This is a genomic window from Streptomyces sp. NPDC104313 (genome assembly GCF_055583985.1).
On record NZ_JBVJMW010000004.1, the window covers coordinates 338829 to 363415 of the forward strand.

General features: G+C 68.8%; 14 protein-coding genes and 3 pseudogenes. 3 read left to right on the forward strand and 14 right to left on the reverse strand.

Translation table 11 applies throughout. The features are described from left to right. The first annotated feature begins 20 nt into the window (after positions 1 to 20). Entirely contained in the window at positions 21 to 293 is a 273-nt protein-coding gene (locus ACZ60Q_RS11705; RefSeq protein ID WP_469631884.1) for a hypothetical protein, read from the forward strand. Between the two features lie 132 nt (positions 294 to 425). Here ACZ60Q_RS11705 and trxA read toward each other — a convergent pair whose 3' ends face one another. Then, positions 426 to 824, reverse strand: coding sequence for a thioredoxin (trxA, locus tag ACZ60Q_RS11710; RefSeq protein ID WP_469631887.1), 399 nt, complete (start codon positions 822 to 824; stop codon positions 426 to 428). A gap of 126 nt (positions 825 to 950) precedes the next feature. Here trxA and ACZ60Q_RS11715 point away from each other — a divergent pair, with 126 nt between their 5' ends. Then, positions 951 to 2396: a dihydrolipoyl dehydrogenase family protein gene (locus tag ACZ60Q_RS11715; protein ID WP_469631889.1), complete on the forward strand. Its 1446-nt coding sequence runs from the start codon at positions 951 to 953 to the stop codon at positions 2394 to 2396. 709 nt (positions 2397 to 3105) lie between these two features. Here ACZ60Q_RS11715 and ACZ60Q_RS11720 read toward each other — a convergent pair. From ACZ60Q_RS11720 to ACZ60Q_RS11740, 5 genes and pseudogenes are all read right to left on the reverse strand, one after another. Beyond that, positions 3106 to 3330 (reverse strand): annotated as a pseudogene (locus tag ACZ60Q_RS11720) (IS701 family transposase); the annotation flags it as partial. A 146-nt stretch (positions 3331 to 3476) separates the two neighbouring features. Further along, a pseudogene (locus ACZ60Q_RS11725) lies at positions 3477 to 4924 on the reverse strand (ISAzo13 family transposase). A 52-nt stretch (positions 4925 to 4976) separates the two neighbouring features. Next, positions 4977 to 5581 (reverse strand): annotated as a pseudogene (locus ACZ60Q_RS11730) (helix-turn-helix domain-containing protein); the annotation flags it as partial. A gap of 53 nt (positions 5582 to 5634) precedes the next feature. Further along, the gene (locus ACZ60Q_RS11735; RefSeq protein WP_469631891.1) at positions 5635 to 5778 is read right to left on the reverse strand and encodes a hypothetical protein; all 144 of its coding nucleotides are present in this window, start codon (positions 5776 to 5778) and stop codon (positions 5635 to 5637) included. 382 nt (positions 5779 to 6160) lie between these two features. Beyond that, a complete protein-coding gene (locus tag ACZ60Q_RS11740) occupies positions 6161 to 8107 on the reverse strand; it encodes a GmrSD restriction endonuclease domain-containing protein (RefSeq protein WP_469631894.1) in 1947 nt (648 codons plus the stop codon). Between the two features lie 1685 nt (positions 8108 to 9792). Here ACZ60Q_RS11740 and ACZ60Q_RS11745 point away from each other — a divergent pair. Next, entirely contained in the window at positions 9793 to 10260 is a 468-nt protein-coding gene (locus ACZ60Q_RS11745) for an ATP-binding protein (protein ID WP_469631897.1), read from the forward strand. Between the two features lie 151 nt (positions 10261 to 10411). On the opposite strand, the gene ACZ60Q_RS11750 is transcribed toward ACZ60Q_RS11745, so the two are convergent. The 8 genes from ACZ60Q_RS11750 to ACZ60Q_RS11785 form a co-directional block, all read right to left on the reverse strand. Next, entirely contained in the window at positions 10412 to 11164 is a 753-nt protein-coding gene (locus tag ACZ60Q_RS11750) for a thioesterase II family protein (RefSeq protein WP_469631900.1), read from the reverse strand. A gap of 53 nt (positions 11165 to 11217) precedes the next feature. Next, positions 11218 to 12327, reverse strand: a complete 1110-nt coding sequence (locus ACZ60Q_RS11755; RefSeq protein ID WP_469631904.1) for a cytochrome P450 — start codon at positions 12325 to 12327, stop codon at positions 11218 to 11220. 128 nt (positions 12328 to 12455) lie between these two features. Further along, a complete protein-coding gene (locus ACZ60Q_RS11760; protein ID WP_469631909.1) occupies positions 12456 to 14348 on the reverse strand; it encodes an amino acid adenylation domain-containing protein in 1893 nt (630 codons plus the stop codon). Beyond that, positions 14345 to 15115: a hypothetical protein gene (locus ACZ60Q_RS11765; RefSeq protein WP_469631912.1), complete on the reverse strand. Its 771-nt coding sequence runs from the start codon at positions 15113 to 15115 to the stop codon at positions 14345 to 14347. Before ACZ60Q_RS11765 ends, ACZ60Q_RS11760 begins: the two co-directional genes overlap by 4 nt. A gap of 4 nt (positions 15116 to 15119) precedes the next feature. After that, positions 15120 to 15518: a nuclear transport factor 2 family protein gene (locus ACZ60Q_RS11770; protein ID WP_469631916.1), complete on the reverse strand. Its 399-nt coding sequence runs from the start codon at positions 15516 to 15518 to the stop codon at positions 15120 to 15122. Continuing rightward, positions 15515 to 18694 (reverse strand): amino acid adenylation domain-containing protein, encoded by a 3180-nt coding sequence (locus ACZ60Q_RS11775; protein WP_469631920.1) that lies wholly within the window; start codon positions 18692 to 18694, stop codon positions 15515 to 15517. The genes ACZ60Q_RS11770 and ACZ60Q_RS11775 overlap by 4 nt, the downstream gene beginning before the upstream one ends. Then, positions 18691 to 22791, reverse strand: a complete 4101-nt coding sequence (locus ACZ60Q_RS11780; protein WP_469631924.1) for a non-ribosomal peptide synthetase — start codon at positions 22789 to 22791, stop codon at positions 18691 to 18693. The genes ACZ60Q_RS11775 and ACZ60Q_RS11780 overlap by 4 nt, the downstream gene beginning before the upstream one ends. Further along, a complete protein-coding gene (locus tag ACZ60Q_RS11785) occupies positions 22788 to 24452 on the reverse strand; it encodes a condensation domain-containing protein (RefSeq protein WP_469631927.1) in 1665 nt (554 codons plus the stop codon). Before ACZ60Q_RS11785 ends, ACZ60Q_RS11780 begins: the two co-directional genes overlap by 4 nt. Between the last annotated feature and the right edge of the window lie 135 nt (positions 24453 to 24587).

The window sequence follows — 24587 nt, forward strand, 5'->3', positions numbered from 1 at the left end:
GGATGTCTAGCGTCGGAGGCATGAGCCACCCGCAGAGTTACGAGCTCCTCCTGATCCCCGACCACAGCAGGACGCGGACCGGAGCCCCCGGCCGGCCGATCCGGTCCGCGGTCGTCGCCGCCACCGGCGAGAGGGGGGCCTCGGGCTACCCCCGGTACGCGGGCGAGGGCATGGAGGCGGACGTCGACCCGGAGACCCGGACGGTGGAGGCCGTGCTCATCGACGGCGAGGAACTGGACTACGGCATGTCGGTCCGCGTCGCCGGGGCCGAGGGAGAGCGCCCCGCGTCCTGAGAGCGGGAAGGCCGGGGCCCGGAAAACCCTGGCTCCACGTGCTCCGGGCACGATCGAGGGCCCCGACCGCGTACACCGTTTCCACGGTGCCGGTCAGGGCCCTGGGCCATACCGTGCGTCGGGCCGACGGGACTACGGGGTCTCCGGCTGCCCCTGGCCCGCCTCGGCCGCCCGCTTCTGCTCCTCGACGGACTTGCGGACCTCGTCCATGTCCAGATTCCGGGCCTGCCCGATGACGTCCTCCAGAGCCGCCTCGGGCAGCGCGCCGGGCTGCGAGAAGACCGCGACGTTGTCGCGGACGATCATCAGCGTCGGAATGGAACGGATCTCGAAGGCCGCCGCCAGCTCCTGCTGCGCCTCGGTGTCGACCTTGGCGAAGACGAGATCGGGGTGGCGCTCGGAGGCCGAGTCGTAGACCGGCGCGAACTGCCGGCAGGGGCCGCACCAGGAAGCCCAGAAGTCGATCAGAACGAAATCGTTGTCGCTGACGACCTGATCGAAGTTTTCCTTGGTGAGCTCGACGGTGCTCATACGGGTGATACCTCTTCCTCTGCCGGTGGAGTCCTGACGGGTCCACTCCGGCACAACGGTGACTGCACTTGCGCTATTCCGCCTGCCCATGTGGCCGGGGCACACACCCGCGAGGACACTGTTCCCATGACTGATGCAGGGAAGAATCCCGAGCCCTCGCCGTACGACGTAGTGGTCATCGGCGCAGGTCCGGTGGGGGAGAACGTGGCGGACCGGGCCCGCGCCGCCGGGCTCTCCGCAGCGGTGGTGGAGTCCGAGCTGGTCGGCGGTGAGTGCTCCTACTGGGCGTGCATGCCGAGCAAGGCGCTCCTGCGCCCCGTCGTCGCCCGCGCCGACGCCCGCCGGGTGCCGGGACTGAGCGCGGCGGTGCAGGGCCCCCTGGACGTGGAGGCCGTACTCGCCCACCGGGACGAGGAGACGAGCCAATGGAAGGACGACGGCCAGGTCGCCTGGCTGGAGAGCGTCGGAGCGGACGTCTACCGGGGTACGGGCCGCCTCACCGGTCCCCGCGCGGTCACCGTCACCGCCCCCGACGGTACGGAGCGCCGGCTCACGGCCCGGCACGCCGTCGCCGTCTGCACCGGCTCCCGGGCCGTGGTCCCCTCCCTCCCCGGCGTCGAGGAGGCCCGCCCCTGGACCAGCCGCGAAGCCACCAGCGCCAAGGAGGCTCCCGGTCGGCTCGTGATCGTCGGCGGGGGAGTCGTGGGCGTGGAGATGGCGACCGTCTGGCAGGCGCTGGGCTCCGAGGTGACCCTGCTGATCCGGGGCAGTGGTCTGCTCCCGAAGATGGAGCCCTTCGCGGGCGAGCTGATCGCCGACGCCCTGACGGAGGCCGGGGCCCGGATCCGTACGGGCGTCTCGGTCACCGCCGTCCGGCGCCGCGCACCGGACGGACCGGTCACCGTCGACCTGGACGACGGCGACCGTATCGAGGCCGACGAGATCCTCTTCGCCACCGGCAGGGCTCCGCGCACGGACGACCTGGGCCTGGAGACGATCGGCCTCGAACCCGGCTCCTGGCTCACTGTGGACGACAGCTGCCGCGTCGAGGGAACGGACTGGCTGTATGCGGTCGGAGATGTCAACCACCGCGCCCTGCTGACTCACCAGGGCAAATACCAGGCCCGCATCGCAGGCGCGGCGATCGCCGCCCGCACCGGGAACGGCCCTTTGGACAGTGCCCCCTGGGGCGCCCACGCGGCCACCGCCGACCACGCGGCCGTCCCCCAGGTCGTCTTCACCGACCCGGAGGCCGCGTCCGTCGGCCTCACCCTCGCCGAGGCCGAACGCGCGGGCCACCGCGTTCGCGCCGTCGACCACGACCTCGCCTCGGTCGCCGGCTCCGGCCTCTACGCCGACGGCTACCGGGGCCGCGCCCGGATGATCGTGGACCTCGACCGGGAGATCCTGCTCGGCGCCACCTTCGTCGGCCCGGGCATCGGCGAACTCCTGCACTCGGCGACGATCGCGGTCGCGGGGGAGGTACCCATCGCCCGCCTGTGGCACGCGGTCCCGGCCTATCCGACGATCAGCGAGGTGTGGCTGCGGCTGCTGGAGTCGTTTCGGGGGTAGCAACCGCCGTTAAAGCCATACCGCGGTCGCCGGGTGGTGTGACACAGGGACCGGTAAGCGTGATGGTGGATCACCTGTTCCTCCGCAGGAGATCTGCGGCAGTGAGCTCGACCCGCTGGGTGTCATCGTCGAATCCGAACATTCGAGTAGGGAGGTTGAGGTACTCGGATTTCGAGGGATAGTGGAAGTAGAGGATCTCTCCGCACACCGGCGCCACATCCCTCATGATCGTGTCTTGGCAGGTTCCCAGTACGGTGATGCCGTGTTCCGTAGCGACGCTGCTAATCGCGGTGAGGACCTCACGCCGGTGCTCCTGGCCCAGCGAATCCCCAAGCTCATCGAGGATGAGGACTCTGCCCTGAGCGTTTGGCGCTGCGAGTAGTGCTGCGAGGACGAGGTTGATCGAGAAGAGTTTCTCCTGGGCGGTGTTGGTGACGGTGTCGTAGGGCAGAAGGGGTCCGTTCGGGTTGCGCTGCCAACGCGGTGTCACAGAACAGCGCCAGGTGTGATCGGTGTCAGAGGGTTGAGGTTCCCCCGAGATGCGGAAGATGATGACAGAGGGGCAGATGGTTCTCATGAGAGGAACATCGATCATGGCTGCCCCCAGGAAGTACTCGCTGGAGTTGCGTGAGCATGCGGTGCGGATGTATCGCATCTCGGATCCGAAGCCGCAGATCAAGAAGCTTGCCTCGACCTCGGCGTCCACCGGATCCCACTGGCACCATGACAGCAGCCGCTGCAACCCGTACGGGGTGTTGTGGGCCGCGTACTCGGCTTTTTGCCAGCTGTTCTTGCGGCCGACGGGGCCCAGCAGACCACGCACGTAGTCCTGCATCCGACGCCGCGGCTCGACCCTGCCGAACCGCTCGCCCACTCGCAGCAGCAACGCCTGCAACTTGGCTTCCCACAGCCCTACTTCGACATCACTCTCCATCTCCATGACTGGTTCAACGCACCCCGATCGGGTGAGTCGCGAACCTCCGCCCACCTGATGGAGCGTTAGCCCGCTAGGCTCCAGAAACACCCTGTGACCAGGACAAATGAAGAAGCACGACTGGAGTACTAAGGGCTTGCAGATCATTAACACGTCGTCTTGATCATGCTGTTGGGGTGGTCGCTCTGGGCTCGAACCCGGGCCTGGAGGGCTGTGAGGGCGGCGGGCGGGGTGACAGCCGGCGCGATGACGATGCCGTGCGCCTTGAGCAGCCTCCTGATCTTTAGCAGGGTGCGGTGCATGGCGGTCCGACTGCTGTCGAACAGCACTGCGAGAGGTTCAGCGGCCAGGGCGACCCGCAGGTGGAGCACGGTGGCCAGGACCTGGTTGGGGAACGCGAGCCGGGGCGGGCGGCCGCGCTGGGTATCGCCGTCTGGGGCCAAAGCCTCTGCGAGGTTGGCCAGTTGCTGTGGAGACATTCCGGTGAGCGTGGGGTCGGACAGCAGAGCTTGGTCCCATTGCTGGGTCGTCGTCTGCGAGGCCCTGGCCGCCGGGATGGTCGGGGCGGGCTGTGGGTGCAGGGCGTAATTCCAGTCGCCGTGGAAGACGTGCCGGGTCAGTGGCAGGGCGGCCATGTCCGCGTCGCCGATGTGGACTCCGGTGGGGTAGATGTTGGTGTCCAGCTCGGCCATGACACGCAGCCCGGTGCGGGTGGTGGTCGCGGCGATGGACTGGACGATGACTTCGTGGCTGGTCAGTGGGCGGCCGCGCCAGTTCATGGTGATATGCGAGAAGAGCCGGTGCTCAATCTTGTTCCACTTCGATGAGCCCGGCGGCAGGTGACAAACGGTGATCGTCAGTGCTGTTTCGGCAGCCAGCCGGGCGAGTTCGAGCTTCCAGGCCGGGTGCGGTAGCCGTTCGAGCCGCCCGCGTCGGCGGTGATGAGCAGTCGTGTCGCCTGCGGGTAGTCGGCCCGGCCCCGACCGGACCACCAGCGGCGGATCGAGCCGACGAGCTCCTTCTTCTTGGTGTCCACGCTGATCACCGGCTGGCCGACGTCCCGGTGATCGCGGGCCTGCTCGTTGAGATAACGGAACTGGGCATCCCGGTCCGGATGTTGGCTTCCCTCAATGGTCTTGGCGTTGCCCTGCAGGCTGAAGCCTTCCTCCCGCAGCAGGTCGGCAACGGTGTCTGCACTGAGTTTGTGACCGGCCCGGAGCAGCTCCCGTGCCAACATGCGGGTCGACTTCACCGTCCATCGCAGCGGCGACATCGGATCGCCCCGTTCGTCGGGCTCGACCAGCGCCAGCAGCGCCGGCCGCAGCCCCGGATCCAGATCCGCGACCCGCCTACGGCCCCCGCCAGGCCGCCGCACCCGACCCAGAGGTTCCTCGCCTGCCTCCAGCTCGAACACACCTTTGCGGACCGTGGTCTCACTGACCGCGGCAGCCCGCGCGACGGCCCGAACGCCGCCATGCCCCAGAGCACGCGCCTCCGCAGCCATCAACAGCCGCCGCTGCCGCTCGTCCAAGTGCGGCAGCAATACCGCAAGCTTCACAGCGAGTTGATCACGTGTCTCGTCCGGGATGTGCATACCACATCAACGATCCCCGGAACGGGAAGCAACACCTTGATTCACTGCAAGCCCTTAGGTTGAGGGGTCCGAACTCGTCCATGCAGAAGATGACTTCGGGTTCGTCGTCCTCGGGTATGACCTCGCCGTCGGCGATCGCATAGAGGTGTTCGACGCGGGCCTTCTTGGCCGCGTAGTCCGGATCACGGGAGGTCTTCCAGGTCTTTATGCGTTGAAAGGAGACGCCTTCCTCGCGGAGCAGGATGCGCAGGCCCTCGTGGCTGATGTCGTCGACCACCCCTCGGCGACCAGGACATCCACCAGCTTGGTCAGACTCCAGGTGGAGAAGGGCAGGTCGTGCTCGGTGGGCTTGGACTTGGCGATCTTCTTGATCTCGCGTCGTTCAGGCAGCGTGAACGTCTCCGGCCGACCACCCTTGTACTTCGGATACAGCGAGTCGAAGCCGTTCGTGTTGAAGTTGTGGATCACGTCCCGAACGCGGTCGTCGCTGGTGAACGACACCTCGGCGATCCTCGCCACCGGCATGCCCTGCGCGGACAGCAGCACCGTCTGGGCCCGCTGCCAGGTCACCACCGGCCCGGTGCCCCGGCGGGTGATCCGCAGCAGCCGCTGGCCCTCGTTGTCATCGATCTCACGAACCTGTACACGTCCAGCCACGTGATCATTCTGGCCTGGACCGCCGCGCAGGGAACCACTCACGCGGCAGACAATCACGAGGTAGACGTAGTCGGCGCGCGGGTCAGTTCGGCGTCGTACTGCTCGGCGTCGAAGTGAAAGGCCGGAGGGAGCACCTCATCAGCCGGTACCTGCCAGCCGGACCACTCCACGACCCCGCCGTGACGCTGCACGAACACGGACAGGTAGCCACAGCATCCACCTGTGCACTCGGGCTCGCCCAGCACTACACGTCGCCCCTCGTCGGTCGCCCAGAGAGGGCCCGGGCCATCAGCCGGCAATGCCTCCTCTGCGAACGGACTGCGGCCTCCCTCTCCGCTCGCCGCTGCCACCACTTCCTCGCCATCGATCCGAAGAGATAATTGGGCAGCCCATCGAGAGCCCGGTGGCAACACACTGACCTCAAGCCGATTGAACACCCAAGTATCCTACGCGGATGTAGCCCTCTGGCCGACTATCAGTCGACCCCAGAGGAGGCGAACGTTGCCTGATGTGGCAGTAGCCGTCACTGATGAGCCTCGGCCATACCCGGATGCTTGAGGGATGCTGACGACGGAAAAGTCAGTCCGACCTTTGCTCAGTTCGCAAGCGGCTTACATAGTGGCGTAGTGACTGGCTGCTGTGGAAGACGCGGTAGTCACAGGACTCCAGTGCAGCGAGTTCGGTCGGGCTGGTCTCCGGGGCGAGCAGGACCGGTGTGCCGGTCTCTTCCCGGAGCCCCTGTGGCCAGAATGCCGCCGCGATGGTGATCGCCTCGCCGGTGCGAGGGTCGCAGACTTCGGCCTCGTACTCCGGCTGTGCCATGTCGGCGGCGGTGAGGAAGGCGACTAGTTCGGCCAGTCCCGGTACTTCTTCCGGGGCTTCTTCCTGGTCCGAGGCGCTTACTGCGGACCGAGGCAGAAGGCCCAAGGTCTCGGTGAGGGCGACCGGGGACGGGCCATTGTGGAGGACTCGGAGAAAGGTGTTGGCGGCGTTCGCCAGCAGTCGACGACGCTCTTCCAGGAAGTACCCGTAATTCTCCGGGCGCCACAGCAGCCGGTCCGTGGGAATCCACTGCGACGAGAGGGCTTCCGGCATCCGCTCCGCGATCTCATCCAGATAGACAGCCGGCGGTTTGGCGCCGATCTTAAGGTTGGAATTCTGCGTGAGAAAGCACAGATTGGCCACAGCGTTGACTTCCTCCCCGCTGTAACCGTATTCTCTCAGCCGGGCCTTGGGGAAGATGTGGTGGACCTGGAGTGAGCTGTTGCGTCCGAGCAGGGTGTTCTTGAGTGGAACTCCACTGAGCAGGTCCTGGGCACCATGGACCCGGGTAAGTAGGTAGAGCAGCGGGTAAAATCGGGAACCGATGCTGGAGGCGATGAAGTCGTCGGGGCGGATTTCGAGATGCCCTCGGCTGCGCTGGAGAACGGCGATCAGCGCATCCACCCCACCCTCGTCGAGGGCTTGGAGGTCCTGATTCAGAGCGGTCTCCGTGGCACCCGTGTAGCGCCCCCAGAGAAAGCTGTGAACGTACCAGTAGAACAGCCGGTCCCGGGTCATGGCGTCAGGGAAGGTGCCACCATGATGGTGCAGCAGTCGGCTCATCGCGGGAAATGCTCCGCGGCCGTTTACCACCCGGTCGTGATCGAGACCGAGTCGTCCCCCGAGGGAGTTCAGCAAGTAGGAGATGGCGGCGATGGTTTCTTGAAGACCGTCCTTGAAATCTGCCGTGCCGACATCGCCGAGCCTGGAGAACTCTGCCCCGCCGGTCACTACGGCGTTAGTGTTCCGAAGCAGCCAGTCCAGTTTGAAGTTGAATCCGGCATCGGACCAATCGATCAGTGCGTCTTTCATGGTCGCCCGGGCGCTGGGCCAGGAGGCACAGACGGCGGCGAGCGCCAGGTCCCCCTTCGAGAGCTTGGTTCCTCCGGAATTCACCCGGTTGAATATTTCCACCACGACATCGATGGTCATGTCCGGACCAGTGACATCCTCGACGTAGATCGTACGATCTTTGATCTGGGTGACGCGGTTCAATCGCTCGAAATAGGTCGCCTGCCGCACAGTATCGCCCTCGGCCAGCGCGGTGACTCCCATCAGATGTGCACCGAGCCCTTGTTGGAAAAGAGCGGTCACGCTGACCCAGGTGGGGTTGTCCTTCATCTTCGCCGGTGCGTAGAATTCAAAGGCTTCGGTATCGAGGTTGAAGTGGAGGCCGCCGAATGTGGCCGGATTTCCCTCGAAGAACTGGGGCGGTTCGCCGCGGGTGACACCGAACAGAGTGGTGACGCGCTGCTGACCATCGAGCAGCAGATGGATCGTGCCATCCTTTTCCGGTGAGTTACCCCGGGCATCGGCATTTGCTGCCTTGGTGCTCCAGGTGAGGAATCCCCCGATGGGATAACCGCGGTAGAGGGACTGGAAGAATCCACGGACCTGGGCACGGGTCCAGACGTAGCCACGCTGAAACTCCGGAAGTGCGATATCGCCCGAATTGACCTTGTCCAGGATCTGGGAAATCTGCATGCACTCCGCCCTCCGGACCCGGCGGCGCCCCACCGAATGCTGACATGAAGCGGTAATACTAGCGGTACGGACGGTTATCCCCTGACCCTAGGGGTGAGGTGAGGCTCCCTGAACCCGTTCGTCAACGTAGCCGACTTTGGGGCGTTGTTGTGCTCGATGGGGCACGGTCAGCCACGGGGGAGCCGCTGAGTCGCCCGGGTGAGGTCTTCCGGCAGCAGATCAGCAACCAGCTCCTTGATCGCGGCGGTGTCGTACGTTGTCATGGCCGCGGTCAATTTGGGATCCCGGGGTGCTTGGGTGGCGCGCCCGGGCTCCGGGCCGTGGGGATGCGGGCGGCCGAGGAAGTCCATTTGTTGCCATGCGTCAGGGTGCGCGGACGAAGGATGCTCAGAGCCCCACCCGTGGTCGTGTGGAGCGGTGGACCTCCTCGCAGTTTGCGGGCGCTGCCCGCCGCTGGCTGCCAGGGCTGCGGAGGCGCGGAGAGGTCGGCGTGCACTTCGGGTGTTCAGGCGTGCTGAGTGTGGAACACCACTTCGATGGCCCTTTTATGGACAAAAAATGAAGAATCAAGATGGGGGCCGGCCGGCCTCAAGCTGCCCAGGCGAGCCCGATAGCATGCGCTCGGGTTTTCCGGTCCGCCGTGTACTTTCGGTGGTCCGGAAAACCCGATAGCACAGGGGTGTGGAGTGAGGGAGAACCGGGTGAGGGTGTGGCGCGAGCGAAGTAGACGCAGGTCACGTGGCGTGAGGTATCTGGTATTCGTAGTCATCAAGGCAGACTAGGGTGGCCCGTCCGCCCGTCTGCTCGCGCTGGATTCGCTGGCGAATCCATTTAGCCAAGGTGGAAAACCGGCCAAGGTGATCGCGTGTGATTCCATGAAGTGCTCTACAACTGACTCGGTGGCATCGTCAAATGGGCTCGGATGCGGACCATGGTCATGAGGTTGCCTGGAGGTCATTTCTTCACCGTGCACCCGGAAGGAATCTATGAAGCCCAGTCCTTGTAAGCCTCCCTCCTTCGCTGTCATCCCGTCGCAAGGCTTCGGGCTTCATCCTGGGGAGCCGCACTCCACTACTGCGTCGGGACCCAGGAATCTGCTGTCGTCAACGGCTCTCGCCCCTACCCTGGTCAGCTGTCGCCACAGCAATCCGCACCCCCGCGAACGCGGACGGGTACCTCGTCGCGGGCTCCGAACCATCGCATTACGAGACCGTTCCAACATGGAGTCATGCCCAGGCGAAGCTGCCAGAGGCCGCCCCCGCGTTCCGCGAGAAACACGCTGACGGCCTCAGTGCTGCGACTGGACAACCCCCGCAGAGGCGGGGAAGAGGCGCCCCTTTGATTCCGGGCTCGCCTGGGCAGTGGAACACCCCCGCAGAAGCGAGGCTGGTGAGGATTCGGTTGGTCATGTGAGCTCGAGGCTGGTTCCGCGATCGATATATGGAACCGTCTCCCTGGATCTCTCGGCTCAGGAGAGTATCAGGCAATCCGTCGCCTATGGCAAGTTCAGTTACCCCTTCCATCTCGCTGGTTGGCCGCGATGGCTCAGACGGAGATAGCGGTGGCCATCGGGCGGTTGGTCGACAGGTAGCGGAATACCTCTAGTGCATTGCATTTTACTTGAAACCGGACTAAGTACAGGCCCCTTCGGGGCTACTTTCGCTCGTGAAAACGGCATTTCAGTCATGGTGATTCTTTCTCAACGCGAGTCGCAGTCGCCACCTCATTTCAGTTTTGAAGGGCTTCTTTCCGTGGAAAAATGCAGACTTGCCTCCTTCTCGCTGAACCGAACCGAGGTTTCTGTCCCGCATGCCCGCCGCATTGTGCGAGCCTTGGTCGGCAACTGGTTTATCCGTCTGGACAATGACACCGGATTCCGGCTTGAGCTGGTCACTTCTGAGCTGGTGGCCAACGCAGTGCGGCATGGAGCCGGGGCGATGCTCACCATCGACATGGACGTCGTTCCCCGTCCATGGCGGGTCCGTGTCGAGGTCCACGACGGCTCGACTGTCCTCCCGGAGCTGTCCACGGCTGGGCTGGATGCTGAATCCGGCCGCGGCATGCTCCTGGTCGCGAGCATCTCCTACGATCATGGGTCCGAGGGGACCGAGCAGGGTAAGGGGGTCTGGGCCGAGCTGGTTCTGCCTGAATAGCCGACGACCAATCGTGCGGCGACCCCCTGCCAGTAGAGCTCCGATTTGGGTCACCAGTGTGTCCTTCACAGTGGCTGCTGGAGTCGTTTCGGGGGTAGGAACGGGCGATGGACCCGCCGGGCCGGGTTCCTCGGCCGTCGGCTGAGTGCGGTCAGGGATGCGGGAGCGGCCGGAAAGCGGACCCCAGGACGGACAGCAGCTCCGCCGGGGCCTCCAGGAAGCGGTAGTGGCCTCCCTCCAGCAGTTCGAAGGACACCTCTCCGCAGGCCGGCCAGCCGGTCATGAGCGGCGACGGAACCCCATCGTCCGCGGACCAGCCGATGGCGGTGATCCGGCAGGGAAGCCGGAACGGTTCCGCCCTGTGATAGCGCTTGTTCATGTCGACATCGTTGCGCAGTACGCCCAGGTACAGGGCGGCCAGGCGCGGGTCCAGGGTGCCGCCCAGCTCCGTGACCAGTCGGCGCAGCTCGGCGGCCAGTTCGTCGTCGGAGAGTTCGAGAAAGCGGCCGTAGGGCCCGTCCTGGGGCGCCACCTCGGCCGAGACGAACAGCCGGGTCGGTGCGGGACGGCCCTGTGTGACGAGCCGGACGGCGGTCTCGTACGCGGCCAGCGCGGAGCCACAGTGCCCGAACAGGCCGTAGGGCCGGTCCAGATAGGGCAGCAGAGCCTCGCTGAGGCCGTCCGCGAGCGACTCGTACGTCGTGTACGCGGGCTCACGCATCCGGTTCTCCCGGCCGGGCGGCTGGACCGGGCAGATCTCGACGCCGTCGATCGACGACGGCCAGCGACGGTACATGGTCGCCCCGCACCCCGAGTAGGGAAGGCAGAACAACCGGGCGGACGCCGTCGGCGACGGCTCGCGCAGGAACCATTTGTTACGGGAGGGGACCGCTGGAGCGTTCACTCATGACCTTTCACGGGGGGAGAGAGATGGGCCTGTGGTGTCGTCTGTGGCACCTACCGGACGCGCGCGGTGATCGGCAGGTGGGTGAAGCCGGCGATGATGTTGGAACGCAATCGTCGCGGCACCCCCGCGAGTGCGAAGTCGGTGTACCGCCCGAGCAGTTCGGCGAAGAGAATCCGCAGGGTCACCCGCGCGACGCTGTGCCCGACGCAGTAGTGCGCGCCGACGCCGAACGCGATGTGCCTGTTGGGACTGCGCCGGATGTCGAAGGTGTCCGGGTCGGTGAAGACGGTCTCGTCACGGTTCGCTGACCCCAGCCACACGACGACCGCGTCTCCCGCAGGGATCACCACGTCCCGGAGCTCGATGTCGCGGGTGGCATGACGCATGAAGTGCTGGGTGGGTGAGGACCATCGCAGTGACTCCTCCACACCGCTGCCGAGCAGTTCGGGGTGGGCCGCCCAGTCGTCGAGCACCGGGGTTCCGGCCAGTTCCACCATCATCGCGGCGCTCGGTGGCTGGGCCGTGGTGACGGTCGCGCCGAGCAGCAGGCTGTAACAGTTGGAGACGATCTCGCCGGGCGAGAGCCGCCGCCCGTCCAACTCCATGCTCAGCAGCAGGCTGATCAGATCGCCGCCCGGCGAGCGCCGCCGCCGGGTGACGAGGTCCTGGAAGTAGGCGAAGAGCTCGCGATGGGCGGTCACCAGGGTGGCCTGCGGACCGTCGCCGATCTGGTACTCGGGATCGTCTGCGGCGACACACGCGTGGGTGAGCCGGACCAGTCGCGGCCGGTCCTGTTCCGGCAGCGCCATCAAGGTGCCGATCACCGCCATCGGCAGGCCGGCCATGGCGGCCGCGAAATCGAAGGGGCCGCCGTCGGCCAGTGGCCGGAGCGCCTCGGAGACGACGCGGCGGATGGCGTCCCGTTCACTGTTCACTGTCCTGATCGACAGCGCCTGTTGCAGAGGACCGCGCAGGCGGGTGTGTTTCGGGGGGTCGGTCACCGCCATCTGGTGGCCGCCCGCCGGGTCGTCCCTGCCCAGGAGATTGAGCAGAGTGCCCCGTTCGGAGGTGAACGCCTCGTGGTCGCGGAGCACCCGGACGGCCTCGGCGTACCCGAGGACCGACCAGTAGCCGGTGGAGCCCACCGACTGTCGGCTCACCGGAGCCCGGCGGCGTGACCGCCGCCCCGCTTCGGGTGCCCCGTCCAGTTGTGGGAGGCCGGGACCGGTCGGACCGGTCGCCCATGACGCGGAGACCGGACATCCCGTGGCCGGTGGGAGAGCGGTCATCAGGATCGGGTCTCCCCGTGCTCGGCGGTTGTCGGCTCCACCGGGCCGCTCGCGTCCGGTGTCTCCATCCGGGCGGTGAGGGCCGCGGCGAACTCCGCCACGGTCGGTGAGAGGTACAGGGTCTGCGCGGGGACCTCCACGCCGAACTCGTCGGCGGTGGCGACCAGTAGTTCGGTGGCGAGGAGCGAGTGCCCGCCGAGTTCGAAGAAGTCGTCCTCGGTCCCGATCGGCTCGACCCCGAGGAGATCACCCCACAGCTCGGTCAGCCGCGACTGCGTCTCGGTGAGGGGGGCGGCGAACGCGTTGGTCACGTTGCGGGGCACACGGGTGGCGACGGGGAGCGCCCGGCGGTCGATCTTGCCGTTGCGGTTCAGCGGAAGTTCGCGGCGGATGAGGACCGCCCAGGGGACCAGATGGGCCGGCAGGGCGGCCCGCAGCTCCTGACGCAGTCGCTCACCGAGGCCTGCCGTGTCTCCCCGACCGGGATCGGCAGGCACGACATACCCCAGCAACCGGGTGCCGCCCGCCGGATCGGCCTGCGGCAGCACGACCGCGTGCCGCACCTGGGGCAGCCGTTCCAGCGCGGCCTCGACGGCCCGTGGCTCGGCACGACGGCCCTCGATCTTGATCTGCCCGTCCGCCCGGCCGATGAACTCCAGCACGCCTTCCGGGGTCCATCGCGCCAGGTCGCCGGTCCGGTACATCCTGGCCCCCGGCTCGGTCCCGGACGGATCCGGAAGAAACCGTTCGGCGGTCGCGGCGGGGCGGTGGAGATAGCCGCGCGCCAGGCCGGCGCCGGCCGCGTACAGCTCGCCGCACTCACCGGTGCGGACGGGACTGAGCTCGCTGTCGAGCACGGCGACCCTGGTGCCGCTGATCGGGCGGCCGATCGGCACACTCGGTAGATCTCGGAAGGCTCCGCTGGTCCAGCAGGTGGTGTACGTGGTGTTCTCGGTCGGTCCGTAGCCGTTGGTGAAGACCAGCCGGGGGCGGCCGGTCAGCAGTCGTGTGACATGGGCCGGTGAGGCCACGTCACCCCCCGTCAGGACATGGCGCACGGCGGCGAACGCGTCCGGATGGAAGTCGATCATCTGGTGGAGGAGGCCCGTGGTCAGCAGGAGCACGGTCACCCGCTCGGTGCGGACGACCTGCGCCACCTCCTCCAGGGTGATGGTGCCCGGAGGGAAGACGACCAGGCGGCAGCCGTTGACCAGGGGCGCCCAGATCTCCAGTGTGGACGCGTCGAACGCGACCGGCGCGATGTGGAAGAAGACGTCCTCGGGCCGGATCTCCATCCAGTCCGTGCCCCGTACGAGACGGTCGACGGCCCGGTGAGGCACGCCGACCCCCTTGGGCTCACCGGTGGACCCCGAGGTGTAGCTGATGTAGGCGAGTCGGTCAGGGTCGGCCGGGAGGGCCGGACGTCGGCGACCGGTGCTCGGCCGCTCGGGCTCCTGGCTCCCGGAGATCGCGGTGACCGTACCGGGCACCCGCTCCCGCAGCGCCTCGTCGGCGATCACCATGCCGGCTCCGGCGTCATCGAGCAGCAGCCGGTGGCGGCTCGGCGGGTCGTCCGGTTCGAGCCCGAGGTACGCCCCGCCCGCGATGAGTACGGCGAGCAGAGTCACGATCAGCTCCGGTGACCGCCGCATCAGTACGCCGACGACATCCTCGTCGGCCAGGCCGGCCGACCGCAGGCGGTCGGCGAGGTGGCCGGCCCGGGTGGTGAGCTGACGATAGGTCAGGGTCTGTCCGCCGCAGGCCACCGCAGGGGCGTTGGGAGTCCGTTCCGCCTGCTCGGCGACCAGTTCGTGAATGCCGCGCGCGCTGAACCGGGGCCGTCCGCTGCCGATGAATCCCGCAACGCCGGTGGTGAAGACCGTCCTGCTCAACTGGTTCCCGCTTTCGTGTCGTGAAGTGTGGCCGCCGGGGCCGGACGTACCCAGGTCGCGGTGGCGCGGGCGAGTTCTGTCCCGTCGCGGCGGAAGAGTGCGGTGGTGCAGGTCCGGACCGGGCCGTCCCCGGGTACGCCGCGGCCGGCCACCACGACGGTCTCGCCGACGCGGGGAGGGATCCGGACGCGGGCCGCCATCCGGATGAGCAGCAGCGGGTCCCGCATCGGGCCGAGGGCCCAGCCCCCGGGGCAGTCCAGCGCCGCCCACACCAGTTCTTCTCCTACGGCGCCGGTCCCGTCGCAGGCGGCGGTGGACGGGGTCCAGAGACAGGCGACACGGTTTTGGGCGTCGGGTACCGGACCCGGCGCCAGCCGCAGCCCCTCCCGGTGGCCGTGACCACAGACGAAGCAGGTGGGAAAGGGGTGGTGACGGAGGCCCGCGTAGTCGCGCATGGCCCATTCCGCGACGGCCGGCGGTACCGGGCCGGCCGTGTCCGGGACGGACGCCCGGGGCGCCGCGGTGGCGATGAGTACTTCGCCGTGCCAGACATGGACCCGCCGGCCCGCCCGGATCAGCCGGAGGGCGCGTCCCAGCGGTGGCGGCGCGTGCAGTTGGACGGCGAGGCCGCCGTCCACCGACAGTATCCGGCTGGCCCGCGTCGCGATGAGTCCACAGGCGTAACCGCCGTTGGCACTGTGCGCCGGTCCGTTGTAGCGGCGGCCGACACGGATCGTGTGGTCGGCGCCGACGTCGGGCGCGCCCACCGCTTCAGACCGCCGGGACGAAGAAGAAGGTGTCCCGTGCCGCGATGCGGCCCTGCGGGGCCAGGCGGAAGAAGTCGGCGAACCGGAGTTCGACCTCGTCGCCGTCGCGCAGGACGCCGCGGAACCGGCCGTGCACCGCGATGTCCTCGCCCGCCGCCACCACGGCGGACAGGGTGTGCACACCCGCACGGATCACCCGCTGGTCGCGATAGAAGCGTTCCAGCTCGGTGTGTCCGACCAACGGCCGGTAGCCCGGTCGGCGGTAGTGCGCGTCAGGGGTGAACAGAGCGACCAGGGCGGGCACATCCCCGGCGTCGACGAGCCGGTAGTAGCGGCGGACCAGGGAGGTCCCCGGGGCTTCCGCCGCCGGAACACCACTGGAGTGGTGGACGGTGTGGGTCATGACGAGGAACTTTCTGTACGTGCCGTGGGAGAGGGGGAACCCGGGGAGAGGCCTGGAATCACCGTGGCCTGCGGGGCGTTGTCCAGAGCCTCGACCAGCCGGGCCGGGGTGCGTGCCTGGAACAGCGAGCCCAGGGTGAGTTCACGGCCGAACCTCACCCGCACCCGGTTGATGAGCCGGGTGGCCAGCAGGGAGTGCCCGCCGAGGGCGAAGAAGCTGTCGTCGGTGTTCACCGCGGGTAGTTGGAGCACCTCGGCGAACAGAGCGCACATGTCCCGCTCCGTCCGGGTTTCCGGTCGCCGCCCGGACGGAGCCGGTGCGCTGTCCGGTTTCGGCAGCGCGGCGCGGTCGACCTTGCCGCGGGGAGTCAGGGGAAGGCGGTCCAGCAGGACGATCGCCGAGGGCACCATGTAGTCGGGGAGTGCCGTGGTGACGTGGTCCCGCAACGCGGCCGGGTCGGGCCGCGGGCCCGCCGCGGGCACGACGTAGCCGATCAGACGGCTGCCCCCCGGGGCGCTCGTATCGGCGATCACCGTCGCCTGGGCGACGCCGGGATGGCCGGTCAGTACGGCTTCGATCTCACCCAGCTCGATACGGAAACCATGAATCTTGATCTGTCCGTCGGACCGGCCGAGGAACTCCAGTTCGCCGTCGGGATTCCAGCGCACCACATCGCCGGTGCGGTACATCCGGTCGCCCGGCCCGCCGAAGGGGCACGGCAGAAACTGGTGGGCGGTCGACCGGGGGTCGTTCAGATATCCGCGTGCCACCCCGGCCCCCGCGACGTACAGGACGCCCGGGACCCCCGGTGGCACCGGGGACAGCCTCTCGTCCAGCACGTACAGCCGCCGGTCGTCCATCGGACGGCCGAGGGGGACGGCATCGGGCACGGCCCGGCCCGGGCGCAGCACGCTGCGGGTGGTGAACGTGGCGGCCTCGGTCGGACCGTACCCGGCGACCACCACGGTGTCCGGACACCGGTCGAACACGCGCCGTACCGCATCGGCCGGCACCAGGTCGCCACCGGTCCACACCTGGCCCACCCGGGCCAGTGACCCCGGGGATTCCTCGGCCAGCACCCGGAACAGCCCGGCCGTCAGCCACAGTGCGCTGATCCGGTGCTCGGTGAGGAGCCGGTGGTAGTCCGCGAGGTCCAGTTCACCGGGCGGGGCCATGACCACCCGGCCTCCGTTGAGCAGGGGGACCCACCACTCGAAGCTCGACGCGTCGAAGGCGTGCGGGGAGTGTGCCAGGACCCGTGGCGCCGAGCTCCCGCTGCGCCAGCATCGCTGCGAGGTCAGGCTGATGAGGTTGCGGTGGTTGAGGGCCACGCCCTTCGGTGTGCCGGTGGACCCCGAGGTGTGCAGGACACATGCCAGTTGGTCCGGGTCCAGCGGGACGACCGGGTCTCCGGCCGGCTCCCCGGCGGGGCCGGGACAGGCGTCGACGACGATTCCCGGTGTGGAACGGGACAGTTCGTGTCCCCGGGTGGCCCGATGGGTGAGCAGTACGGTCGTACCGGTCTGTGCCATGACCAGACGCAGGCGGGCCGCGGGGGACCGGACGTCCAGGGGCACGTAGGCGCCGCCCGCCTTGCTGATGGCGAGTACCGACACCACGACGTCGGTGGAGCGTTCCATGAGGACGGCCACCGTGCTCTCGCCGCCGACCCCCAGGGCGATCAGCCGGTGGGCCAGCCGGTTGGCGCGGAGGTTCAGCTCGGCGTAGGTCAGGGCGTCGCCGTCGGACTCCACCGCCGTCGCGTCGGGGGTGCGGGCGACCACGGCCGCGAAGGCCCGGGGCAGTGTCGTCCGCGCGGACGGTCGCGTGGTGCGGTTCACCGCCACGACCGTCCGATGCCGTTCCCCGGGAGTGAGGATGTCGGTGTCGCCGATCGGACCGGCCGCGGTGGCGGCGGTGTCCAGGAAGCGGAGGAACCGCTCCTGGTGGGAGGTGAGTCCGGCCTCGGAGTGGAGCGCCGGGTTCGCGTCGATGTCGATCCGCGGCGCCGTGCCGTCGGACCGGTCGTAGACGGAGATCGAGAGGTCTTCCACCGGCCCGTTGGAGAGGTTGTGGGCGGTGGCCCGGACACCGGCGAACTCCGGACGGCAGTAGAAGGACATGATGTTGACGACGGGGCCGAACCCCACCTGCCCCGGCCGGTCCGGGCTCACTTCCCTGCGCAGGTCCTCACCCCGGTACCGCTGGTGCCGCCGCAGGGCGCCGATCTCCGCGGCGGTCTGCCGCACGAGGGTGCACAGGTCCCGTTCCGGCCGGACCCGCAGCCGCAGCGGCACCACGTTCGCCACCATCCCGGGAACGGTTCGCTCGGGCGCCTCCGTACGCCCTGTCACCGGCAGGCTGAGCACGACATCCCGCTCACCGGTGAGACGGTGGAGGTAGGCGGCGGCTGTCGCGATCACGGCGCTTGGCCAGCTCGTTCCCGCGTGGCGGGCGGTACGGTGCAACGAGGCCATGGTGGGGGCGGAAAGGCTGCTCGTACGACGGAGGAAGCCGCCGGAGGCCGCCGCCGACCGGTCGGTGAGGCCGAGGGGGCCGTGCCGGCCGGCCAGCCGCGCCACCCAGAACGCCCGGTCCCGTTCGCGTTGCTCCGATGCGAGGTATTCCGCGTCGCGTTCCAGGAGAAGACTCAGTGCTCCACCGGCGGACGGACCGCCGGCGGGAACGCCTTCGGCCAGCCCGGTGTAGATCCTGGCCACCCGCCGTGCGATGAGCGACATGCTGAAACCGTCGACCGCGATGTGGTGGGCGCGCTGGTACCAGAGGAAGCGCTCGGGCGCGATCCTGAACAGTGCCTGGCGGAACAGTGGATCACGGGTGAGGCCGATCGGTGTGGACAGGTCGGTCCGCATCCACTCCACCGCCGCCCGCCGAGGGTCGGGCGCCGAGCTGAGGTCGGCACGGTGCATCGACCAGTCGGGCAGCGGTGCGACGAACTGCCGGGGGCCATGGGCGTCCGCGACGATGCGCACACGCATGGCGTCGGTCTCGTCCGCCGCCTGCCGCAGCGCCCGCTCGAACAGGTCCGCGTCGATCGGGCCGGGGATGTCCAGATATTCACCGGTGTTGTACGCCGGGTTGCCGGGCCGCAGCTGGTGGGCGAACCAGATCCCCGACTGCGCTGACGACAGCGGCAGTTCGGCCGCGGTACTCATGGTGCGACCGTCCTTCCGGTTCCGAGCCCGTCCAGGGCCGCCGACAGCGCGTCGGCGAAGGACGCGACGTGTGGAGGAGACAGCATGTCGTGGTGGTTGCCGGGCACTTCGACCGTTATCAGCTCCCCCTCGGTGTGCCGCCGCCATCCCTCGGGAACCACCACCGGGTCGCTGAGCCCGGGATGGGTCCCGGTGCTCAGGAACACGTGGATCGACGTGCTCAGCCGTGCTGTCGGGCGATAGCGCGTGACGGCGTTCCCGTTGGAGGTGAAGACCCGGAGCATGCGCCGCAGCTGTTCGCCGCCCACCCGCGAGGGCAGCCGCTCCCGCCGGTGCGCGTCCTGGAGCAGTAGGGGGATGATGCCCTGGTCGTCGAGGCCGCCGACGTCCTGGGCCGGCAGACCGGAGGCGATGGCGAACCGGGCCGCCTCGCTCCCGTCGGGGGCGCCGGACCCGGCCAGGGTTCCGGGCGCTCCGATGTCGATGATTCCGAGGAACGCCGGCGGGCGCCCCGCCCGCTCCAGCAGACGGGCCAGCTCGAAGGCGACCAGACCGCCGAAGGACCAGCCCGCCAGCAGCAGGGGACCCTCGGGCGTCACCGTCCGTATCTCCTCCAGATAGCGCTCCGCCTGCTGCTCGACGGTGACGAGCGGCGCCTCGTCGGTGTTGTGGCCGACCGCCTCCAGGCCGTAGACCGGCCGGCCGGTGCCGAGGCTCCGGGCCAGGGGCAGATAGCAGCACACGTCACCGCCCTGCGGATGCACGAGGAACAGCGGAGCCTGCTTACGGTCGCCCTCCACGAGGGGAACCACGAGCTGCCGCAGGGTCTTCGTCGTGGTGGGCAGTTCCGCGCACAGACCCTCGACGGTGGGGTGACGGAACACCGCGCTGAGCGGTGCGGTGACGCCCAGCTCCCGCCGGATCGCGGCCATGAGTTCGACCGCTCTGAGCGAATGACCGCCCAGCTGGAAGAAGTCGTCCCGTATGCCGATCCGCGGCGTGCCCAGCACGCGCTCCCAGATATCGGTCATCCGCAGTTCCAGCAGGTCCCGCGGGGGCAGTGCGCACCCGTCGTGACCGGAGCGGGCGGGTGCGGGCAGGGCCTCGCGGTCCACTTTCCCGTTGGTGGTCAGCGGGATCCGGTCCAGTACGGTCAGTGTCGCCGGAACCATGAAGTCCGGCAGTGTCTCGCGCAACGAGCGCCGCAGGGCCGCCGGATCACCGCGGTGGTCATGCCACACCACGTATCCGGCCAGCTCGGCGTCGGGTCCACTGCCCCGTACCGCGACGGCGGCCCTGGCGACACCGGGCCGGGCACACAGCGCGGCCTCGATCTCGCCGAGTTCGATCCGGTATCCCCGGATCTTGACCTGTTCGTCGGTCCGGCCGAGGAAACGGAGGGTGCCGTCGGGCAGATGCCGCGCCAGGTCTCCGGTGCGGTAGAGCCGCTGGCCGCTGCGGCAGGGGTCGGGCACGAAGCGCTCGGCGGTCAGTCCCGGCCGGCCGGCGTACCCCCGGGTGACTCCGACTCCGCCGATGTGGATCTCACCCGGCACTCCGAGCGGTACCGCGGCCCCGGCCCGGTCCAGCAGATGGATCCGGAGGTTGCCGAGCGGGCTGCCGATCGGTACGGACGCCCCCGAGGGGTCGAGGTCCCGCTCCGCGTCGACACGGTGGGTGACACAGCCGACCGACGCCTCGGTGGGACCGTATCCGTTCCACAGCGTGGAGACGACGGCGAGCAGCCGCCGGGCCAGCCGGGGCTGGAGCGGCTCGCCCACGCAGATCGCCTGGAACCGGCCGCCCCGCCAGCCGCTGTCCAGCAGGAGCAGCCAGGTGGCGGGGGTGGCCATGAGGGTGGTGACGCCGAACCGGCGCATCATCTCCGCGAGCCGCGGCCCGTCGACGGCGACCTCCGCCGGGGCGATGACCACACTGGCTCCCCGGGCCAGGGGCATGAACACCTGGGGGACGAGGACGTCGAAGGAGATCGAAGCCACCGAGGCCACGACATCGGACGGCCCCAGATCCAGCTGCCGGCCGCGGACCACCAGATAGTTGACGACACCTTCGTGCGGAACGAGCACGGCCTTGGGGCGGCCGGTCGAACCCGAGGTGTAGATCGAGTACGCGAGGTTGCCGGGCCGTGCGAGCGCCGGCGCCCGTCCTGGGGGCTGGGCCGCGATCAGGTGCGCCTCGGTGTCCAGCCGTAGGGTCGCGGTGCTTGTCTCCGGCAGCCGGTCGGCGAGTGAGTGCAGGGTGAGCAGGAGCACCGCCCCGGCGTCGGCGAGCATGAACGCCAGGCGCCGATCCGGCAGTTCCGGGTCCAGCGGCAGATAGGCGGCACCGGACTTGAGCACGGCCAGCAGTGCCACGACCAGGTCGGCCGAGCGCGGCAGGCACACGGCGACGATGCGTTCCGGCCCCGCTCCCCTGGCCTGAAGGTACCGGGCCAGCCGGTCGGCGTCGCGGTCGAGCTGAGCGTAGGTGAGCCGCTGTTCACCGCAGCGGACCGCCACCGCCTCGGGGTCCAGCCGGGCCCGGTGTTCGATCAGCTCGTGTACACACAGGTCCGACGGGACGGACTCGGCGGTGTCGTTGAGCCGCACCAGCAGTTGTTCGCGCTCGTCCTCGGTGAGCAGGCCCAGCCGTGAGACGGGGAGGTCGGGATCGTCGGCCGCGCTGTCGAGCAGCCGCAGGTAGTGACCGGTCAGACGCCGCATGCTCGCGCGGTCGAACAGGTCGGTGTCGAACGCCACGGTGGCGGTCGTGCCGGTCGGCCGCTCGGCCAGCACCAGGCTCAGATCGACTTTGGCCGTGCCGTTGTCGATGCCGATCTGCTCGATCTCCACCCCCGGCAGCCGCAGTCCGGTATCGGGGTCGGACATACAGGCGAACAGCACCTGGAACAGCGGGTTGCGGTCGGGGCCACGTTCCGGCCGCAGCTCCCGCACCAGCTGTTCGAAGGGAATGTCCTGGTGTGCGTAGGCGTCCACCGTGGTCCGCCGGACCCGGCCGAGCAACTCGGCGAAGCCGGGATCGCCCGCGAGGTCGGTGCGCAGGACGAGTGTGTTGATGAACGAGCCCACCAGAGGTTCGAGCTCCGGCCGGGTCCGTCCGGCGACCGGAGTGCCCACCGCGATATCGCTCTGTCCGCTGTAGCGGGCGAGCAGCACTTGGAAGGCGGCCAGCAGGGTCATGAACAGGGTCACGCCGTGCCGCCGGGCCACCAGACGCAACCGGTCCATCAGCTCCTCGGGCACGTCGAAGGTGATCCGTTCGCCTCGGCCCGAGCGGACCGGCCCACGCGCGTGGTCGGCAGGCAGATCGAGGGTGGCCACGTCCGCGAGCTGGTCGCGCCAGTAGTCCAGATGGTGTCGCGCCCCCTCACCGGTGAGTTCGTTCCGCTGCCAGTGGGCGAAATCCGCGTACTGGAGCGTCAGTGGCGAAAGCCCGGGTTCCAGGCCCTCCAGCCGACTCCGGTACAGAGTCGACAGCTCGTCCCACAGCAGGGACATCGACCAGCCGTCGACCGCGATGTGGTGGACGACCACGGTGAGGAAGCAGTCGTTCTCGCCGACTCGCGTCAGTGACGCCCGCAGGAGCGGGGCGCGGGTCAGGTCGAACGGGCGCCGGATCTCGGTGTCGATGAGTTCGAGAGCCCGCTGTACCCCGCGGCCGGCCGGCTCCGCCCGGAGGTCCACCGTGTCCAGCCCGAACGGCTCCACGGGGGAGAGCGAGGGGCGGGGCCGTCCGTCCTGATCGGGAAAGGCCGTACGCAGCACGTCGTGCCGGTGCATCAGATGCGAGAGGCCGTCCGTGAGGGCGGCCACGTCCAGGGGGCCGCGCAGCCGGAAGACCGCGTGGACGTTGTACTGCGCGGGGCCGTCGAGGAGACGCTCGGCCAGCCACATGCGTTCCTGGGTGAATGACGCCACCTCCGCGCCCCGGGGGCGGGGCGGCACTGTGGCCGCCCCGCCGCCGGCGGCGAGATTCCTCCGTGCCGCGCGTACACGCCGGCCGAGCAGGTCCCGGCCGGTGGCCGGCGGGGGCCCGGTTCGCGTGCCGGGCCGGTGGCGACCGTGCTGTTCCGTCATCGGTGAAGGTCCTCTCCGGCGGGGGACAGCTCCGGCCCGGACCCGGTGCCGACGAGGTCCCGGGTCAGCTCCGCTTCGACGGCGTGCGCCAGCTCGGTGACGGTGGGGTGGTGGAACAGCAGGGCCAGCGGCAGTTCGAGGCCGAGCGCCCGGCTGAGCCGGGACATGACCTTCGATACGAGCAACGAGTGCCCGCCGCAACCGAAGAAGTCGGCGTGCACGCTGTCCGGGGTGACGCCCAGCACCTCGGTCCAGACGTCGAGGACGAGAAGCTCGGTCTCGGTGGGGGCCTCGTCCCGACCGCTCGGGGCCGTGGTGGGCGACGCCGGGGGAGCCGCGGCGCTCACCCCCGGGCCGAGTCGCGGGCCCCACGCCGAGATCGGCTGCTCGGGGTCGCCGACGACCCGGTCGAGCAGCGATCGGTACTCCCGGGCGATTCGTTCCATCGTGCTGTGGTCGAAGAGATCCGTGGCATAGCGCAGGACGCCGGTGAAGTGATCGCCGTGGTCGGTCAGGGACACCTCGACATCGAACTTCACCCCGCTGTGGGGGACCGGGTGGGCGCTCACCGTGAGTCCGGGCAGGCCGGAGGGGAGTGCGGGCACCTCGTCGAGCTGGAGCATGACCGTGAACAGCGGATGCCGGCCGAGGTCGCGTTCGGGCCGCACCTCTTCCACCAGCTGTTCGAAGGGCACGTCCTGATGGGCGTAGGCGTCCGCCGCGCATCGGCGGACCCGGTCCAGCACCTCGCCGAAGCCGGGATCGCCCGACAGATCGGCTTGCAGGACCAGGGTGTTGACGAAGAATCCCACCAGTGGCTCGACCTCGATCCGGGTCCGCCCGGAGATCGGTGTTCCCACCGGCACGTCGGGCGCTCCCGAGTGGTGCGCGAGCAGGACCTGGAAAGCCGCCAGCAGCGTGATGAACGGCGTCGCCTCGTGAGTACGCCCCAATGTTCTGATCCGGTCCGACAGTTCCTCCGGCAGGTCGATCCCCACCTGGTCGCCCCGGCCCGACCACAGCGCGGGGCGCGGCCGGTCGGTGGGAAACGCCGACGGAGTCCGGCCGGCGAGCCGCTTTTGCCAGTAGTCCAGTTGATCCCGCTGAGCCGGTCCGGTGTGGGTGCCGCGCTGCCAGTGCGCGAAATCCCGGTACTGCAGCGGAAGTTCCGCGAGGTCGGCCTCCCGCTCGCCGACGGCGGTCCGGTAGAGGGTGGAGAACTCCCGCCACACCACCGACAGGGACCAGCCGTCGACGGCTATGTGGTGGAACACCAGGGACAGCACATGGTCGTCGTCGGCGACCCGGATCAGCCGCGCGCGGAGCATCGGTCCGGTCCCGAGATCGAACGGGATCCGCGCGTCGCGGGCCATCAACTCCCGTACCCGCGCATGAGCTTGTGCGGCAGGCAGGTCCGCCAGGTCGGTCACGGTCGGCGTGAAGGTCCCGACCGGCTCCGTCACCTGGTACGGGCTGTCGTCGACGACAACGATCCTGCCGCGCAGCACCTCGTGCCGTCGCACGACTTCCGTCAGCGCCAGCACCAGGGCCCCTCGGTCCAGCGGGCCCCGCAGACGAATCGCCGTCGGCACGTTGTGATCCGGCCGACCGGGTCGAAGCCGGTCGAGGAACCACAGCCGTTGCTGAGCGAAGGACAACATCGTCGGAGTGTTCGCACTCCGATCAGGGCCGGGCATGAGCAGTTCACCTTTCACGGCGATCGGAAATCCTCCGCAGAAGAAATGCCCCGCTGATCAGCTGGGGTGCGAAGGTACGGCGGAGGCTAGTTGACGCTC

What these genes read in the sequence shown, in the direction of transcription:
- ACZ60Q_RS11745 (WP_469631897.1), top strand. Translation starts at nt 9,793, where the DNA reads ATGGTGATTCTTTCTCAACGCGAGTCGCAGTCGCCACCTCATTTCAGT.
- ACZ60Q_RS11785 (WP_469631927.1), bottom strand. Translation starts at nt 24,452, where the DNA reads ATGTTGTCCTTCGCTCAGCAACGGCTGTGGTTCCTCGACCGGCTTCGA.
- ACZ60Q_RS11775 (WP_469631920.1), bottom strand. Translation starts at nt 18,694, where the DNA reads ATGAGTACCGCGGCCGAACTGCCGCTGTCGTCAGCGCAGTCGGGGATC.
- ACZ60Q_RS11770 (WP_469631916.1), bottom strand. Translation starts at nt 15,518, where the DNA reads ATGACCCACACCGTCCACCACTCCAGTGGTGTTCCGGCGGCGGAAGCC.
- trxA (WP_469631887.1), bottom strand. Translation starts at nt 824, where the DNA reads ATGAGCACCGTCGAGCTCACCAAGGAAAACTTCGATCAGGTCGTCAGC.
- ACZ60Q_RS11715 (WP_469631889.1), top strand. Translation starts at nt 951, where the DNA reads ATGACTGATGCAGGGAAGAATCCCGAGCCCTCGCCGTACGACGTAGTG.
- ACZ60Q_RS11705 (WP_469631884.1), top strand. Translation starts at nt 21, where the DNA reads ATGAGCCACCCGCAGAGTTACGAGCTCCTCCTGATCCCCGACCACAGC.
- ACZ60Q_RS11740 (WP_469631894.1), bottom strand. Translation starts at nt 8,107, where the DNA reads ATGCAGATTTCCCAGATCCTGGACAAGGTCAATTCGGGCGATATCGCA.
- ACZ60Q_RS11780 (WP_469631924.1), bottom strand. Translation starts at nt 22,791, where the DNA reads ATGACGGAACAGCACGGTCGCCACCGGCCCGGCACGCGAACCGGGCCC.